Below are 18,064 nucleotides of genomic sequence, written 5' to 3'. Positions count from 1 at the left end.
AACGAAAGTAATTTTGGAATTTATATCTCCAATATCAAAGTAGCCACCGGTCTTCCTGACAGCAGGCATAAACTGCTCGAAGAAGGAAAGTTCTCCACTACCGGTATACTCTTTGACCTGAACAGCGCTACCATCAGACCTGAATCCAACAGCGTATTGAAAGAGATCGCCATAGTGATGAATGAAAATGAAGGGGTGAAGATCAAAATCGTTGGTCATACCAGCAGCGATGGCGATGATGCCGCCAACCTGGAGCTCTCTAAAAAACGTGCAGCAGCTATTAAAGATGCACTGGTAAAGGATCATAAAATAGATGAATCAAGGATTCAGACGGAAGGAAAAGGAGAGACACAGCCAGTGGGAGATAATAAAACAAAAGAGGGGCAGGCACAGAACCGCCGTGTTGAATTCATCAAGTTATAATTTCAAAGTATCAGTATAGCCATGAAATACTTTGTGTTACTCGCAATGGTGCTGCTTACGGGCAGCACTTTTGCCCAGGAAAATATGTCGGAAAAAGAACTGGAGGAAATGATCCGGCGTGCAGAAAAGATGGCAGAAAAAGTGCAGGCCGATCCCAGGATGAAGAAAATGATGGAAGAGGAAGAAGCGGAAGAGAGAAAGCCTAAGAAGTTTCCCGCCAGGAATCCTGCACTGATGGCCAGTCTGTCTGCCAAACCCATGAACAGTGCCGGCATGAGCAGTTACCTGCAGAACCTCTATACCGCTTACAAAACAAAGATGCCGCTGAGCGCCGTTCAGGCTGCGCAGAAAGCAGCGCAAACACTTGGTGGAGATGCAGACAAGCTGGGAATTTCAGGTCTTGCCTACTGGTGCAATGGCTCACAGCATGAAGCTGTGCTGATGATGTTGCAGGCAGGTATCAAAAAACCGGAAGATCCGCTGCTGCTCAATAATCTTGGGGCGCTGCTCAACCTTGGAGGTGCGGCAAGGCATGCCCTGCCTGTATTGCGCACACTTGCCAGCAGATACCCTGAAAACCCCATGGTGCTCAATAATCTCGGTCAGGCCTATGCCGGCGTGGGTGAGCTGGATACCGCCATGAAGTATTTCGCCCGCGTATTCAGGAAATCTCCACAACACCCCGAAGCCCGTAACACGGCAGGTCAGATCGAAAAGCTTCGGGGTAATAAAACAGAGGCTATTAAACATTTTCAGGAGTCACTAAAAGGAGCACATAACCTGGAAGCGATCCAGGGTTTGAGCGAAATGACTAACGGAAATTATTATGCGAAACTGCCGCCTCTGGGTTCTCCCATAAATATGCCTTATTTCGATGAATTCAAATACCAGTTGCCCAAACAATGTACCGGTCCGGCTGATGCTCCCTATATCAAACAGCAGCATGAGGATTTTGTGCGTTTTGTAGAAAAGATGGAAATGGCCTACGCTAACCTGGGTTTTTCAGAAAAGGAACAGGGTGATAAATTGCTGGACGCGCAGAACAAAAAGATACAGAACCAGCTCATGGCTTCTCTGAAATCAGGAGTACCCATGACCACGATACCTGCCGTTGGGAGCCCGGTAAATATAGCTGCCATGCGTAAACTTATGGATATAGGTATGCAGCTGGCCTCTGGTAAGTTTGAAGAACATAGCCGCAGAGTGGAAAAACTAGATAGCAATTACTACCGCCTTATCCGCGAGTATGAGGAAAAACTGATAAAGATATCGGATGAATATGCTGAGAAAAAAAGTAAATATGACTGTGGTGAAGGCCGTGGTGCTGATTGCGCCGCTATTGCAAGGCTGAGTAAGGAGGAATGCCAGAAACGGGTAGCACTTGGAAATGAATCTCAGGAAAGGATCTCCGCCGCGCGGCAAGACTGGCAGAAGGAGCATTTGCGCTTCATGCGATGGGAGTATGACTTTTCTTCTTTCTATGGCTATCTTGCCGGGCTCAATAAAAATCTCGCAAGGGCAGCTTTCTTCAAGTCATGTTCCAAATACCTGGGTGATCTCAAGAAACTGGCGTATAGTCCTTATGTGTGTGCAGGTGGCCGGTGCGACGACGAAACAGTGGACGTCAGATCGAAATCTGAAGATGATAAGACCAAAGAAATGGATTGCCCCATCGATATCGATGTGAAATTCATCATCGGCAAGATCGTTTTCAACTGTGAAAAATTTGAATTCACTGCCGGTGAAGGCCTTGTATTTAAAGCCACCAAAAATTTCACAGGCTCCAAACAAACAACGATGAGCCTCGGAGCCGGTCTGCAGTTTGAAGGCTCCAAAGAATGGGGCATCTTTTCCGGTGATGTAAGCGCCAGTGCTGATCAGTCTTTCTACATAGTATGGGATAAAGACGATAAGATCATCGATGCAGGCCTTGCTGTGAAAGGAGAAGTGAAACTCACAGGAGAAGCGAAAATAGAGTTACCTGGCGGGATCGGCAAAGACCAGCTACCTCAGAAAGAGATAAAAGTAGAGGGAGAATTCGGATATACGCTCGGTGTGAATTCCGGCTGGACCTTCAACGATGGCAGCATCAGCAAGATCGCCAGCGCCGTAGGATTGTTCAAATAAAATGTCTTTACTGGTATTTGATTGGAACTGAAAACCAATCCCTGCTTTTGTTCATATATCCGGTTTTAGGTGTTAAGTAAATGCGTGGCTGATATTTCAGTCGCGCATTTTTTATAGCGGATACCTCATTTCCATTTTTTTGTAAATTGTGTTATGGCCATACAGGATAATCCTTTCGAGATCTCTTACTCCGGGCATACACTCAAAGTAGAGAGCGTGCGCACTGGTAAAAGCGTGGTGTACAAGATCACTAATGCGCGGAAGCCGGGTGTATTCTACCTTACAAGGGCCAGGGACGCGGAGGGGCATTATTTCTGGACCTCCATCCCTGAAGGAAGACCGGAGCAGGCGGCCAGTATCGGTATGTTGATAGAAGAAAAGATAAAAGTGTAATTTTATCCTGGTCAAATCCGCATTACATGTGTTACTATAACGGGGTGAAGGTGGAGCGTTCGGAATTTATCCGCCTCAAACAACTGGAAAAGGCTATCGCCAAACTTGAGTTTCTGAACAAGCCGCTGATCATCGGTTTTGAATACGGACAGGCGCCCGTACTGAAACGTGTTGCAGGAAAAGAAGATTTTGAGGTCACTCAGATGGAATGGGGCTTCCTGCCTCCGTACCTGAAGAACAGGGAAGCGGTGGATAAATTCAGGAATGGTTATAAAGATGCCAGTGGAAAATTCCATACACCCATTACCACGCTCAATGCAGTGGGAGAGGAAATGCTGATGCCTGGAAAGATGTACCGCGATGCAGCCCTGCACCGCCGCTGCCTGGTGCTCAGTTCGGGCTTTTATGAGTGGAGACATGTACATCCCATCGGAAAGCTGGGCAAGCCACTGAAAACAACCGTTAAATATCCCTATCATATTGTGGTGCCTGACAAAGAAGTATTTTTCATGGCGGGCATCTGGCAACCCTGGACCGATAAGGAGACCGGAGAAACGGTGGATACCTTCGCCATCGTAACTACTGCTGCCAACAGGCTGATGCAGCAGATCCATAATTCCAAAATGCGGATGCCGGTGATCCTCTCCGAAGAACTGGCCTGGCAATGGCTGTTCGGTGAGCTGAATGAAGAAGAGATCAAAAAAATTGCCACTTCACAGTTCGATACCACACTGATGGCTGCCAGTACTATCGCCAAAGATTTCAGGACCATGTCCGATCCGGCTACGCCTTTCGTATACCCCGAACTTGCGCCCGTTGAAATGTAGGTTGGTGGCGGATTTCAGAGGGGAGTGATTCCAGTCCTTTTGCCCGCATCAGTAATCCTTCCCCAAAGCGGTGCTTGATATGATCGATGCTCTGGTAGAGTTTGATCATTTCCTGTGTGTCTTCAAACAGGTTGATCTGGTAATTGCCCGGCACCAGGTGTGTGAAGCGGATACCCAGCAACCTTACGAGCATCCTTCTTTCGTAGAGTTTATCAAATAGTTCCTTTGCTGTTTTCAGGAGTGTATGATCCGCTGCCGAGTAGGGGATGGTGAGTTGTTTGGTAACGGTATCAAAATTGGAGTAACGCAGCTTTACGGTAACACAGCCGGTAAGCTTGTTCTGCTCTCGCAGCTGAAACGCTATCTTTTCGGTCATGCGTACCAGTTGGGAGCGAAGGTATTCCACATCGATGGTGTCTTGCTGGAAAGTGCTTTCGGTGGAAATCGATTTCTGCTCATGATAGGGCACTACAGGTGTTTCATCTATGCCATTGGCGCGGCGCCAGAGATCGATGCCGTTCTTGCCGAGCAGGTTCTGCATCATTTCGATGGGAATTTCGCTCAGCACTTTCACGGTTTCCACTCCCATGCGTAACAGGAGGAAGGCCGTTTCCTTGCCCACTCCGGGGATCTTGGCAACACTGAGCGGGGCAAGATAGGTTTTCTCCGTTCCAAAAGGGATCTCTATCTGTCCGTTGGGCTTCACTTCATTGGTTGCCACTTTGCTGATGAGCTTGTTGCTGGCCAGTGCATAGGATACCGGCAGGCCGCTTTCCTTTATCACTTTCTGCCGGAGCTCTCTGGTGAAGAGGTTACAGCCGAAAAATTTATCCATTCCGGTTAGGTCTGCATAGAACTCGTCTACGGAAGCCTTCTCAAAAAGTGGAACGGTATCGCGGATGATATCGGTCACCAGGCGTGAGTAATTGCTATAGGATTCCATATCTCCCTGAAGGATGATTGCATGCGGGCAGAGTCTTCTGGCGAGTTTCATCGGCATGGCTGAGTGTATGCCGAAAGAACGGGCTTCATAGCTGCAAGCGGCCACAACGCCTCTGTCACTGCTACCGCCTACGATCAGTGGTTTTCCTTTCAGAGAGCTGTTTTTCAAACATTCTACCGATACAAAAAATGCATCGAGGTCAAGGTGGGCAATATGCCGCTCGTTGGTGAGTAACATAACACAGGTTAAAGGTTTGCGTATTGTCTTTCTTTGTAACCGATCTTGTGCATGTGATCAACTTCCACGCTGAACACGCCAAAATCTTCCACTACTTTCCCACGGATACGATAAAAACCTTTTCCTTTCATGGGGTACATGCGGAGCTGAGCCGGGAAGTGAACGGTATCCACCCAATCCAGGTTGGCATCCAGGAAGGTGCCGAAGCTCATCACTTCCTGTGTTTTGGTGGGTACCGCTTTATAATCTATGAAATAGAGCTGCATGGTCACCGTCTTACCCAGGTAGTTCGGAAGATCGCCGGCCAGCAGGGCGGACCCATCCTGCTCCACCAGCTCGAAAGGATTACGCATCGGGAAGCCGAGCAGCTCTATTTCATCGTGAAGGTCGTCCAGAGGATTATCCGTCAGTTCCGGTAACCGGAACTGAAGCGGTGCTTCCTGGAATAAACGGTGACCATTATGCGATTCTGTATTTTTCTTTTGCAGGAAATTGGATTCCCACAACAATCGTTTCTTGTTTTTGCCGGTGAAACGGAGTGCCCCGGCCCTTACCAGTATATTCAGTTGCTCTGCCCCGATGCTGGTGCGCTCTATGAAGTCCTGCAGGTGCTCGAAAGGCCCGTGCAGCGAGCGGTCCAGGATGATAGTCTCTATGAGCTGGCGCTCCAGCCCCTTGAGATGTACAAAGCCTGTATGCACGTCCGTACCACGTATCGTGGTCAGGTATTCACTGTTGTTCACACAGGGAAGATGGATGGTGGCGCCGGTTTTCCGCAGTTCCAGGAAGTACAGTTCCTGTGAATAAAATCCCCCGAAATTATTCAGCACACCCACCATGAACTCCATAGGATAATACGTCTTCAGGTATAGATCCTGGAAGCTCTCTACTGCAAAACTGGCGGAGTGTGCCTTACAGAAACTGTACCCGGCAAAGGATTCCATCTGACGCCAAACCTCTGCACTCAGCGTATCAGGATATCCCTGCGCCCTGCAACTGGCAGTGAACTTTTCCTTCATCAGGGCAAAGCGGTTATGGCTTCTGTATTTGCCACTCATTGCCCTCCGCAATACATCCGCTTCACCCATGGAAAGTCCACCAAAAAAGTGCGCCACCTTGATCACATCTTCCTGAAATACCATTACACCGAAAGTATCCTTCAGCAATTCCCCGATCAGGGGATGAAGATGCTGTACAGACGCGGGTTCATGGTACCGTTTTATATATTCACGCATCATCCCGCTGCTGGCAACGCCCGGCCTGATGATACTGCTGGCCGATACCAGGGTGAGATAATCGCGGCATTTGAGCTTGCTGAGCAACTGCCGCATGGCAGGGCTCTCCACGTAGAAACATCCGATGGTGTTCACCTTCTCCAGCTGGTCCTGCACCTTCGGATCATTCTTGAATTTTTCCACCTCATCTATCTGGATACTGATATTCCTGTTCTCTTTCACCAGGCGGACGGTTTCTTTGATATGGCCGAGGCCGCGCTGCGACAATACATCGAATTTGTACAGGCCGATATCTTCCGCCACATGCATGTCTATCTGCGTGGTGGAAAAACCTTTCGGCGGCATCCAGGTGGCAGTGTAGGAATGTATCGGCGCTTCACTGATCAGCATACCACCGGCATGGATGCTGAGATGGCTTGGAAAATTATTGAGCAGCTTGCCGTATTGCATGATCAGCGAATGGTACTGATCGCTCTGCGGTTTGTTGAAACGTTCCTTACGGCTGTCGCCATAATAATAACCTCTTGCTCCCATCTCATCTATTTCTTTGGAAGGAAGGCCGAACACCTTGCCCAGCTCACGCACCACGGCATTGTACTGGAAAGTAACATAGCAGCCTACCAGTGCCACATGTTGTTCACCGTAACGCTTGAAGATATAATCGATGATCTCATCCCGGTCGAGCCAGCTGAAATCGATATCGAAATCAGGAGGTGATGTACGCTCTGCATTGAGAAAGCGTTCAAAGAAAAGATTCAGTTCCAGCGGATCCACATCCGTGATCCTGAGACAGTAGGCCACAATTGAGTTGGCGCCGCTGCCGCGTCCCACGTGAAAGAAACCCCTGCCGGATGCATACCGCAGGAAATCCCAGGTGATGAGGAAATAGGCCGTGAAACCGAGATCTTCGATCACCTGCAATTCCTTGTTGAGCCGGTCGATGGCCTTTGTATTATCACCATAACGGATGCGGTATCCATCCCAGGCCAGCTTCCGCAGCAGTTGCATATCATCTTTCCTGCTGGCTGTGAAGAATTTCTTGTTCTTGTCTTTTCCGGATTCCATTTCGATATTGCACATATCTATCAGACGGAAAGTATTGGTGACAATGAACGGGTACTGCATGAATGCTTCAAACAGTTTTGCCGGAGGCACAAATTGTTCCGTGGTTCCACAGATAGCCTGCTGTTCCAGTTTTGAGAGCACAATATTTTTGTCAACGGCCCGCAGAAGGCGGTGTACGTTGTGGTACTTCTTATTCTGTACGGTAACAGGTTGACGGATGATGAATTTTTCCTTGTACTGTGCGGCCATTCCAAAGAGCTTGTTCACTTCTTCCGGTAGCACGCCGATGAGCTCATTGGGCAGTAACTCTTCTACTGCCTTGTTACCCAATGGATAGATCACATAACCGTCCCATAGATCCTGGAAGAATGGTTCCTGTCCGGCCTTCACAGGAAAAGGTTTACTGGCTGAGAGATGTCCGGACAGGAACGCATTGATCCAGGTGAAGCCGCGATTGCTGGCCGCCAGTAAGATATACAGCAGCTGATCGCCATTGCGGACTTCCGCACCCAGGATAGGTTTGATACCTGATTCTTTGCAACGGGAAACGAATTCCCAGGCATCACAGGTGGTATTTATATTAGTGAGTGCCAATGCTGTAGCCCCGGTTTCTGCGCCTGTTTCCACAAGTTCTGCCGTGCTGTAGGTGCCATAATGAAAACTGAAATATGTCTTGCAATTCAAATACATCCGGGAGCGATTTTCTTTTTCAAACCTACAACTATTGCTAATAATTTTAGCTGGATAATTACTAAAAGAATTAGTATTTTTGTTTTGAAAACGCGGCGGAAATATTTCAAAGTAGTTGAATATGCGATCTGAAATGCAGGAAGGAAGCGGGGTTTGAAACTATCAAATTTTACTGATAAAAAAAGATAAGGATAATCCCCACGCAAAAAAGGTAAGATAGGTGATACAAAAAAAGTACGAATACTACTTAAAATAAATAGCCATAATGACGCGCATAAGTAATAATTCAAATGAAATTTGATTATGGTTGAAGATCCAAGATATATTGCCGCAAAAAGAATGGTTGAACAGGGTGACATCAGCACTTTCAATCAGTTGTTCACGATCATTCCCAAGAGTATTGTTGCTGCCGATATGGGAACACAGAATGTGAGATTCACTACGTTGATGAACCATATCGAGAAGTTCACTCTCCAGGAATTGTTCATGCTGAGCAAGTTGTTTTCATTGGATGAGAAGGTTATCCTTGATCTGGCTTTCAGTCAGTACATGGAACAAAAGAAAAGCAAAACAGGAAAATCATAGTCCGCTCTTCTGGCGATAATGTATGTCGCATTGCCCTTATCCGAATTCAACACTATCATCATTTTTCAAAGAGCCATCATCTCAGCGATGGCTCTTTTTAAATTTTATCTCTTCCCACACAAAAAAAGAACCGTGCATTCACAGAATTGCCGGAATACACGGTTTGCTACTACAGAGGACATAACCTGAATCAGGTCACACTAAAGAGATCAGTATTGCTTATTGGGAATGATATGCACTGCCAGAAATCCGAAGATCCCCGTAATCGCCACAATCACCAGGTCCGGGATGCTGCGGGACAACTGCTTTCCCTCTTTTCGCATGAGGATCACTGTTGCAATAACAAGCATCAGGTTAAGTATAAGAAAGGTCCAGCTATCGCTGTCTTTCAAATGAAAACTGATAAAAGAATCATAAGGTGAGCTCAGCAACAATTGAAAAGGGAAGATAGCCGCCGAAACTTTCCCGATGGCCATTTCAGATTTCTGCGCCACGGGCATGAAATGTTTGTCGATCACTTTGTACTCCCTGTTGAACGTAGTGAGCTGTAACCCCCTGTCTGATTTCACGGCCACCGTTTTGTTGAAGAGGTTGCCACTGATGATCATGCTCATATTCTTTGCATTGTAGCCTTCCACCGGCATTTGCGTGGTGCTGTAATCCTTCCGGTTGAGCACAAAGAGACGATTGTCCGTAGTGATGAGGATAGCAAAGAACTCGTTGGCATCATAATCATTGCAGATGATATGCCTGAGCTGCATGCCGGATGGCAGCGCGATCTTTCTGATCACCGGCGCACCTTTCACCATCAGCAGGTGAAAAAGCTGCTCCTTGCTGTCTGTAATGAACCAGCCATCTTCCCGCTTCTTCATCAGGGTGGGCATACCGGCAATGATCTTTGCAGGATAGCTGAAACCCTCTTTGTTGAGCGCCTCCGTGAATTGACGGCTCTTGGATTCATTCACCTTGTTGGATTTGGCGTCTATGAACTCCATCCTGCTGTTGAACCGGAAATAATCTTTGGAGAAGCTCAGCCCGAATTCCGGCTGTGATTCAAAGAGCGGGTTGATGGCGTAATCGGGAACATTCAGTAATTCCGGTTCCACCCAGGCATTGAAACTTTCTTTCTGTAATTGTTGTGGATAGAGCTTTTGTCCGTTCAGGCTATCCGGGAAGGTGCCTTTGGAAAGATGGAAATAGTAATTCTCGATCACGGTATTGTCAAGGAATTCCTGCTGACTGTATTGTTTTCCCATTCTGTCTGTGAACACGGATTTGCCATCTGCCCAGTTTGCCGCGTAATATTCTTTTTTAGTGGTGCTGTAAGTGGTGTAAGGCATATTGATCCTTGCATCGAAGAGCGTATTGTAAATGGCGGGCAGCACGTATGCGAACGTAATTACAGCAAGCGCTACCAGTAAGTATCTGCTTATTTTAGGTGTCATATTACATTTCTCCTTTTCTGAATCGGTAAATTGAAAACAGTGATGAAATACTGGCCATCAGCACGCAGCCGAGTAATGGCAGCAGGGCGGGCTGGTAAGCGCCTGCCAGGTTGCTTTTGTAGAAGAGGGTGATGAATGCGCCTCCTGTAAGGATGTAAAGTATCCTGTATTTCCATATAGGCTCCAGGATCACGAAGCTGGCCAGGAAGTAGGCGGCAATGCCCGACAGGAACCAGCCTGAAATGCTGCTGGCTGTTTTGTTCAGGATCTCTGCAGGGAAGTATACCAGCCCCCATACATACATCGTAACAAAGAGCAATGCAAAGATGAGCAATATCACAGTGGTGCCGATCCCCACCATCTTCAGCACGATCTCTTCTTCATTGATCGGCAGGTGGAGGCTGAGCTTGATGCGTTTGTCGATGGTTTCAGGAATGAACTGCGCGAGCCCGATCAATAATCCCGTGAGCAGCGGCAGGAATTTGAAAATGGAGAAGTACACATATTTCTGGTAAACGATATCCGACCAGTAGATCTCCGCATCTTTCATCAGCAGATCGTGCCGTACGGTGAGGTAGATGCCTGCAATGATAAGCAGGCCTGCAATCGTGAGCAGGATGCTGATCCTTCCGATCTTGATCCACTCTTTATAAAATATTGAACGTATCATGTTTTAGTATTTTCCGGTTAATCCAATAAATGCATCTTCCAGGCTCATTTGAACCGGTCTGAGGTTGGTGCAGGGAATGCCCATTGAGTCCAGGTATGATCTCACCTGGTCTTCCGTACTATAGGTATAAAGCTCGATCGTGTTTTTTACTCTTTCGTGATTTACGACAGGGCCATCTTTTTCAAAGACAACCTGCTGTGCTGTGGTATCGAAGTTGAACTGGCGGAAACTTCCCATGAACTGCTCCAGCGGCATATAGGCAAGCACACGGTTGTAATCCATGATCATCACATCGTCGATCAGTCTTTCCATATCCTGGATGATATGGGAGGTGGTGAAGATGGTCTTGTTCTCTGCTTTCGCATACTCACGGAGGTAATCCACAAAGAGGCGGCGATAGCCGGGGTCCAGTCCCAGGGTGAAATCATCCAGCACCAGCAGATCAGGGTCCTGTGCCAGAATGAGGCCCAGCGCCACCTGCGAGCGCTGTCCGCAACTCATGGTGCTGATCTTCTGTTTTGGGGTTACTTTCAGTTTGGCCATCAGTTCAAAATAGGCATCGCGTTTCCAGTGGGGGAAGAAACCGGAATAGAATTTTTCTATCTGGTAAATGTTCATGAAAGCATACTGGATATGCCCCTCTATGAGGAAACCGATCTTTGCTTTCACGGCAGGAGAGAGGTTCCGCGAATTCTCTCCCAGGATGATGCATTCCCCGCTGCGCGGAGTGAGAAAGCCGTTGATGATATTGATGGTGGTGGTTTTCCCGGCACCATTCTTTCCCAGCAATCCGAGGATACTGCCCCTCCGGATATTGAAGCTGAGGTTCTCATACACCAGCTTCTTCCCATAGTAATGGGTAAGGTTTTTACATTCTACAATATTCTCCATAACGATGCTTGATAAGGGCAATGCCCGTGTTTATTGATTTGATCAGGCATAGCGCGGTGGGGCGCAGAGCCTCCGGTCCTGAAAACGGGTTGAACCGGGCTCTGTGTTCCGCACTACAGGGATCAGTTGATTACTGCTTGTTGTCTCTGGGGTTTTGCTCGAGAAGCGGGTTGAGGGCAATCACTTTTTTGGGGATAGGGAATACATAGTTCCTGCTCTCCGGTTTGAGTGTGATCGTTTCTCCGCCCCAGTTCCTGCTGATATCGCGTTTGAAGCGGGGATCGAGGTTGAGGCGTTTGAGATCGAATAATCTCCAGCCATCGGTAAAGAGCTCCATCCTGCGCTCTTTCAGTACCAGTTCCAGTGCCTGCAGATCTGTTTTGTTACGGTCGAAGGGAACAAAGTCGGCGGGTAGGAACCGCTTGCTGCGGAGCAGGTTGAGATCGTCGATGGCGAGGCCCGGCTCCTGCAGCCTGGCATTGCATTCTGCGCGCATGAGGTAGAGTTCCGGTGTGGTAACGCCTGTTTTGAAATACCGTTCTTTCGGCATGATATTGAGGCCATGCAGGTTGTTACCGAAGATGGCATCCTCGATGAGCGTGAAGTAAAGCCTGCGGTCTTTGGGCTCGTACAGAGCGCGGTGCTCGTCTGTCATGTAACAGGCGATCATGTATACGAAACCGTTATTGGACTGTTTGTGCCAAAGCCCTTCCTTGTTGTCGATAGCACGGCTGGCAAATCCTGAAAGGCCGAGGAATTTCGGCAGTCCGGGAATGAAATCATAGTCTTTGAAATCATAGAGGAAATTGTAGGCAGCCAGTGCGGCTTCTGCTTTTTGTTTTGCGGGCTCATATTTTGCCTGGTAGAGATAGATTTTGGCAAGCAGGCCATTTACGCCGGCCTGACTGGGATGATAATTGAAGGCAGGAGTGTTCGGCAGCAACGGAAGAGCGGTGGTCAGGTCGTTTTCGATCTGCTCATACACGGCTTTCACAGTGGCTCTAGGCAATGCTGCGTTGATATCTGCTTTCAGGTAAAGGGGCACGGCCAGGTCCTTGTCGTAACTGGCAGGATTGTAATGCGGGGCATACTGGTTCACCAGCATGAAGTAGGCATAGGCGCGCTGTGCAAGCGCTTCCCCTTTTGCTTTTTTACGCAGCACTTCGTCCGATCCTACTGCTTTGTCGATCTTATCCAGCACAACATTCGCTTTGTAGATCGATTTATACAGCAGGTTCCAGTCGAGGTCATTGTCCTGCTCATTCACATACATAAAATCTTTCCACAGGTAGGCATTGGTGAACACGTCTGCCCCGAAGAAGATCCGGTTGACCTCATCCTTGTATACATGGATCTCATCGCTGGCCATGAAAGCATTGGAGAAGCCCATGGTGAATGTATTGTAGTCGCACATGATATCATAGAAGTCCTGCACGGTAGTGGGGATCACTTTCCCTTTTTCGTTGATGTCGATGTATTTGTCGCACCCTGCGAGCAAAACGCCTGCCATCAGTATGCTGAGTATTTTTTTCATTGCAGATCAGTTTTAGCGTAACCAATTAATTAGAAATCCAGTTTGAGTTGGATGGTCCATGTTTTCACCGGTGGCAGGCTGAGATCTCCTGAGTTCCTGCTGATGGCTTCCGGGTCGATATCGAGGTCATTGGCTTTCCACATGAAAACATTGGTTGCCTGGCCTGCGAGTTGCACGTTCCTGAAGATATTGCCTGTCCAGCGTTTGGGCAGGTTGTACGCCAGGCTGAGCACGCTGAGGCGGATGAAGTCTGCGCTCACCACCTTGTTGCTGTTCAGTGCATAGAACATCCTTCTCTGGTAGGGCTCATTGGCAGTGCTGTAAAGACGTGGAATTTCTGTGATATCCTCATCCCCTGCTTTACGCCATCTCCTGGAAATATCCTCCAGTACAGGGCTGGCTGATCTTACATAGGTAACAGGTGTTCTCATCACTGCGCCGAACTGGTATGTGAAGATGGGAGTGAGGCTGATGTTTTTCCAGGAGATCACGTTCATGAAGGATCCGAAAAGGTTGGGAACAGTGCTGCCTGAGTAGCTCAGCCATTCCAGTTTGGGTGTTTGGGAAGTGCTCCATGGTTGCTTTTCTCCCTTATCGTCATACGCCATTGGTTCGCCGTTCTCATTGAGGCCCGCCCAGTTGAAGCTGTAGAAATAATCGATGGGCTTCCCTTTCATTTCCCTGTTCTTTCCTCCGGTGAGGTAAGTGTCCATCGTGGGAGTGGAAATGTACACTTTGGTCACTTCATTTTTATTGAAGGAGAGATTGAGGGTGGAGGTCCATTTCAGGTTTCCTTTGCTGAGGATATCTCCAACGATGCGGATATCAACGCCTTTGTTGCTTACTTCAGCCGTGTTCTTGTATACTTTATCGAATCCTACGGAGGGGTCTGCTTCTACCGATCCCAGCAGGTCGTAACTTTTTTTAATGTAATAGTCTGCACTGATATCGAGCCGGCGGCCAAACATACTGATATCTGCTCCGATATTGGTGCTGCGGGTGCTTTCCCAGCGGAGCTTTTCGTTTTCGGGGAATTCAATTTCCAGGTATCCTTCACCGGTAGTATAATCATTGGTGCGGGGAACGCCAACGAGTACTTTGCTGGTGGACCTGTCTATATTCCCGTTCAGTCCTGTTGTAACGCGCAGTTTCAGGTCGTTGATCAGGTCAGCGTGGAAGAATTTCTCCTTGCTCACATTCCAGGCCAGTCCTGCACTGTAGAGTGGGGTCATTTTGTCGTTGGTGGCGGCTCCGAAGAGATTTGATTTATCGATACGGCCACTGGCGGAGAAGATATAACGGTCGTCGAAAGTGTAAGAGCCGTTTGCATACAGGGAGAATTGCCTGGACTCTCTTTCGAATACCGGTTGAAAGAGTGGCGCATAATAGAAGTTCTGACCATTCCATCCTTTCACACCGCCTGCCAGTCTGGTGGCGTCTATCTGGCTGTATGTGAGCCTTTGTTTATCGTAGTTGTGATAGCGGTCCTTCTGTGTAAGGGACCTTGACCTGTTCACTTCTGTGCCGGCGATGAAATTCACCCGGTGTTGTGAGCCATTCCATTCTTTATCGAACTTCACCTGGTTGCGCCAGCTGGTGGCCTGCAGGCTGGTATTGGTTTTGTTGTAGATGGGGCCACGGGGAAGCTGGAACACAGGTTTGTTGTCTGTGCCGATGATGGTGAACTCGTTCACCACGCGCCTTGTATTGTAGATCTCCAGGTTCTGGAAATCATCATCCAGTCTTTCATTGCGTTCATACTGGAATTTGGATTCAAAGGAAATATTCTTAGTTACATTCCAACCGAGAGAGAAATTGATACGGGGAGCAAAACTATTCCACGACCTGTCGTAATTGTCGAAATCGCGCTTCAGGTTATTGTTCCAGTCGAGATACCCTTTGTTGATCAGGTCCTGATTCCGTTCGATGGTTCGGTAGGGCTCGTATACGGGAACATAATTTCCATCGCCGTCTACAAATGGTTCATACCTGCGCTGGCGGACGAAATCATACGCGCTCACTCCGTTGTTATTGCCTTTTGAATAAGCGATGTTGAGGTCTGCATCGAAGCGGAGCTGCGGGATGATCTGGTAGCTGTTCCTCACCAGCAGGTTCATACGCTTGTATTCGTCGTTGCGGGATATGCCTTTATTGTCCTGGTAGTTGAGCGAGATATAGTAACGGTTCTGGGCGGTAGCGCCGGATACGGAGAGGTGTTGCTGGGAGAGTACGCCGGTACGGAAGAAGATGTTTTTTTGAGCATGTGCATCATTGTTGCGCAGCACATCATATTGCCTGTTCGCTTCTTCCTCTGTGATCAGCCCATCTTTTTTCTTTCGGTAGATCTCATACACTCTCGAGTAGCCTGTATTGTTCTCGGGGTTGGTGAGGTTGTACCAGCCTTTGTCCAGCGCTTCCAGCTCCACATCCACCAGCTGGCTTGCATTGGCAACGCGGAGGGCGGCAATATCCGGCTGGTTCTGGAACTGGATGGACGACATGAAGGAAAATGCGGGAGGCCCTGATCCTCTTTTGCCCTGTTTGGTAGTGATCACTATTACGCCATTGGAAGCGCGTGCTCCCCAGATGGACGCAGCTGCTGCATCGCGCAGGACGGTAATGCTTTCTACATCATTCGGATTTATACTGCTGTAGCCGAGTTCGCTGGCAAATCCATCGATCACCAGGAGGGGCGACTGAGAAGCATTGAGTGAGCTTTTGCCGCGGATGACAGGAGAGCCGTTGATCAGTTGAACACCTGGCAGCATCATGAATTTCTGTGTGATGTCTGTTGCGCCGATCTGTCTTTCCAGGTCGATACTGCCAACATATCCGAAAGCGCCGGTGGCTCTTTCGCGGGTGAAACTCTGGTACCCGGTGTTCACTACTGTTACAACGGTAGTGTCCATCACATTTGTTTTTACCTGCAATTTGATGGCAATCGGCGCCTGGTTGGATCCCAGTTTTACTTCCACGGTCTGGTAACCGATAGCGCTCACGATCAGGATATCTCCGGGATTGGCATGGAGGGTCCAGGAGCCATCAGCCTGGGTGACGGTTCCGGTCTGTGTGCCTTTGATCTGGATGTTTACACCGGCGAGGTGCTGATTATCCGGACCGTTCACTATCCCGGAGTATTGGATGAAGGAAGGAAAAAGCTGAATGAGAGCAGGAGTTTCCTGTTTTGTTTTGACGATGATATTCTTATCATCGATCATATAGGTGAAGGGCAGTTCCTGGAAGAAGAGATCGAGAGCATCTCTCAGGGGCGCATTGTTCAGTTTGAGTGTAACGGGCGCCATTTTTTCCAGGTCTTTCCGGAAAATAATGAATGTATACCCGGTTTGCTGCTCGATGGTTTTGAACACCATTTCGGCAGGGGCTTTTTTCACGGAAAGGGTGACGGTCTGGGAGGTGCCGCTGGCAGACACCTGCAGGAACCCGGCGAGCATGAAAAACATAAGCAGCCTCATAATGCGCAGTGTTTGTTTTAACCGGGGGAATGGGCTTGCTTCGGCGTTTTGGCCGGGCCTTTTCCTGGCCCCGGGTAATTGAATGGAATGCCGGTCCAGGCCCGCATTCTTACAAGTTAATTGCATAACTTCGTTTAGTTTTGGGTTATTCAAATGCGATTGTAACAGGTTTGTCAATTGATAGCCCGAATTTGCGGAAGTGAGTACCAGTCACTTATCGCTCCACCCGTCAGTAGCAATACTGCCGGGTTTTTTACGGACTACCTTTTTTTCTCTTTTTTAAGTCATCAGCAGTCGGTTGAGTTTAGCGGGTTACTATAATTGTGTTTCCATCGATCCTGAATTTGAGATGGCCTGTAAGGCTGAGCTTGTGCATCACGCGTGAAATGGGAATATCGCGAGAAAGATTGGCCATGATGGCCTCATTGGCGATATCTCCCTTGATGATGATATTCACATCGTACCAGCGCTCTATCTGGCGCATTGCCGCATCCAGACTGGTATTGGAGAACACGAAAGCATTGCGGGTCCAGGCGATCACCGGATCCGTATCCACTTTCTGCACCCTGATATCACTGGTCAGGTACTGCTGTGTTTTGCCATCGGGCAACTGGTAACTGGCCTGCTGCCCGGGATGTAACAGTACCGGTTGTGCATGACCGGTAGAGGTGATACTGATCCTGCCTTCCAACAGGGTGGTAGTCACAGATGGTTCATTCGCATAGGCATTTACGTTAAAATGAGTGCCCAGTACCCGGATCTCTCCGTCCGGGGTGTTCACATAAAAGGGCAGGTTCCTGAATTTCGCCACTTCAAAATAGGCTTCACCGGTGATCTCCACGCGGCGCTCCTGGTTATTGAAGCTGGCAGGATAGCGGATGGAGGAAGCTGCATTCAGCCACACCTTGCTGCCATCGGGCAGGGTAAGGCGGTACTGCCCGCCTTTGGGAGTGCTGAGCGTATTGAATAAATTGGCGGCGGCCTGTCCGTTCTGCGGCTCATAACTGATGGTGCCGTCTGCCTGTTTGACAATGCGGACGCCACCCTGTTCTGCGATATTGCCATTGGCGGTACTGTCCAGCACCACCAGGCTGCCATCTGCCAGTTTCAGTACGGCCAGGTCCTTGCCCGGAGGGATATCCGCAGGGGTAACGGTGGCCTGCGGCCCGGGCGTGTTCTCAGACGGGCGCAGGTAATACAGGGCCGCCAGTATTACCAGCAGGATGGAAGCGGCCACGGCAACCTTCCTCATCGGATGATATATTCTTTTTACAGGCGCCGGTCTGGCTTCTTCCTTTGTGATGCGCTGGTAAAGCTCTTCCCAGTTGATGGTGTCCGGTGCTTCACCGGGCTGGATATTGTGGTAGAAGGTATCCATATAAGGATGGACCTGGTCCTCCGGCATATTCCTGAATAGCGTGAAGAGTTCCTCCAGCTCAGCTTCAGTGCAGCTGTTGCTGGTGTACCGGGAAAATAAGTATTGAAATCTTTCTGATCCAGTAGGCATAAGTTGTTTGGTTTGCCTG

Annotated in this window: 13 protein-coding genes; 5 read left to right on the top strand and 8 right to left on the bottom strand. The window is 48.7% G+C overall.

The window, feature by feature from the left end; all coding sequences use genetic code 11:
* The 4 genes from ACTHMC_RS10375 to ACTHMC_RS10360 form a co-directional block, all read left to right on the top strand.
* A partial coding sequence (locus ACTHMC_RS10375) for an OmpA family protein (RefSeq protein WP_440413044.1) occupies nucleotides 1–423 on the top strand: 423 nt, incomplete at its 5' end.
* A gap of 21 nt (nucleotides 424–444) precedes the next feature.
* Complete coding sequence (locus tag ACTHMC_RS10370; RefSeq protein ID WP_440413043.1) at nucleotides 445–2,550, top strand: tetratricopeptide repeat protein; 2,106 nt, start codon at nucleotides 445–447, stop codon at nucleotides 2,548–2,550.
* A 153-nt stretch (nucleotides 2,551–2,703) separates the two neighbouring features.
* Complete coding sequence (locus ACTHMC_RS10365) at nucleotides 2,704–2,943, top strand: hypothetical protein (RefSeq protein WP_440413042.1); 240 nt, start codon at nucleotides 2,704–2,706, stop codon at nucleotides 2,941–2,943.
* Between the two features lie 26 nt (nucleotides 2,944–2,969).
* A complete protein-coding gene (locus ACTHMC_RS10360; RefSeq protein WP_440413041.1) occupies nucleotides 2,970–3,770 on the top strand; it encodes an SOS response-associated peptidase in 801 nt (266 codons plus the stop codon).
* Here ACTHMC_RS10360 and dinB read toward each other — a convergent pair.
* Together dinB and ACTHMC_RS10350 are read right to left on the bottom strand one after the other, a co-directional pair.
* On the bottom strand, nucleotides 3,727–4,950 hold the full coding sequence (gene dinB / locus ACTHMC_RS10355; protein WP_440413040.1) for a DNA polymerase IV: 1,224 nt from the start codon (nucleotides 4,948–4,950) through the stop codon (nucleotides 3,727–3,729). The two genes, ACTHMC_RS10360 and dinB, sit on opposite strands and share 44 nt — an antisense overlap.
* An 8-nt stretch (nucleotides 4,951–4,958) precedes the next feature.
* Nucleotides 4,959–7,940, bottom strand: coding sequence for a DNA polymerase III subunit alpha (locus ACTHMC_RS10350; RefSeq protein ID WP_440413039.1), 2,982 nt, complete (start codon nucleotides 7,938–7,940; stop codon nucleotides 4,959–4,961).
* Nucleotides 7,941–8,243: 303 nt separating this feature from the next.
* Between ACTHMC_RS10350 and ACTHMC_RS10345 the strand changes: the two genes are divergently transcribed.
* Nucleotides 8,244–8,525 carry a hypothetical protein gene (locus tag ACTHMC_RS10345; RefSeq protein ID WP_440413038.1) on the top strand — a complete coding sequence of 94 codons (282 nt, stop codon included), beginning with the start codon at nucleotides 8,244–8,246 and terminating at the stop codon, nucleotides 8,523–8,525.
* Between the two features lie 209 nt (nucleotides 8,526–8,734).
* Here ACTHMC_RS10345 and ACTHMC_RS10340 read toward each other — a convergent pair whose 3' ends face one another.
* The 6 genes from ACTHMC_RS10340 to ACTHMC_RS10315 all read right to left on the bottom strand — a co-directional run.
* Nucleotides 8,735–9,970, bottom strand: coding sequence for a DUF4857 domain-containing protein (locus ACTHMC_RS10340; RefSeq protein WP_440413037.1), 1,236 nt, complete (start codon nucleotides 9,968–9,970; stop codon nucleotides 8,735–8,737).
* Between the two features lies 1 nt (nucleotide 9,971).
* Complete coding sequence (locus ACTHMC_RS10335; protein ID WP_440413036.1) at nucleotides 9,972–10,640, bottom strand: hypothetical protein; 669 nt, start codon at nucleotides 10,638–10,640, stop codon at nucleotides 9,972–9,974.
* 3 nt (nucleotides 10,641–10,643) lie between these two features.
* Nucleotides 10,644–11,531 carry an ABC transporter ATP-binding protein gene (locus ACTHMC_RS10330; RefSeq protein ID WP_440413035.1) on the bottom strand — a complete coding sequence of 296 codons (888 nt, stop codon included), beginning with the start codon at nucleotides 11,529–11,531 and terminating at the stop codon, nucleotides 10,644–10,646.
* 130 nt (nucleotides 11,532–11,661) lie between these two features.
* Entirely contained in the window at nucleotides 11,662–13,065 is a 1,404-nt protein-coding gene (locus ACTHMC_RS10325; RefSeq protein WP_440413034.1) for a RagB/SusD family nutrient uptake outer membrane protein, read from the bottom strand.
* Between the two features lie 29 nt (nucleotides 13,066–13,094).
* The gene (locus tag ACTHMC_RS10320) at nucleotides 13,095–16,538 is read right to left on the bottom strand and encodes a SusC/RagA family TonB-linked outer membrane protein (protein WP_440413033.1); all 3,444 of its coding nucleotides are present in this window, start codon (nucleotides 16,536–16,538) and stop codon (nucleotides 13,095–13,097) included.
* A 304-nt stretch (nucleotides 16,539–16,842) separates the two neighbouring features.
* The coding region (locus tag ACTHMC_RS10315) for a FecR family protein (RefSeq protein WP_440413032.1) at nucleotides 16,843–18,064 on the bottom strand (1,222 nt) is incomplete at its 5' end.

This window comes from Pseudobacter sp., assembly GCF_051955275.1.
Taxonomy (GTDB): Bacteria; Bacteroidota; Bacteroidia; order Chitinophagales; family Chitinophagaceae; genus Pseudobacter.
The sequence above is the reverse complement of the archived record's forward strand: the minus strand, read 5'-3'. Positions and strand labels throughout refer to the sequence as shown.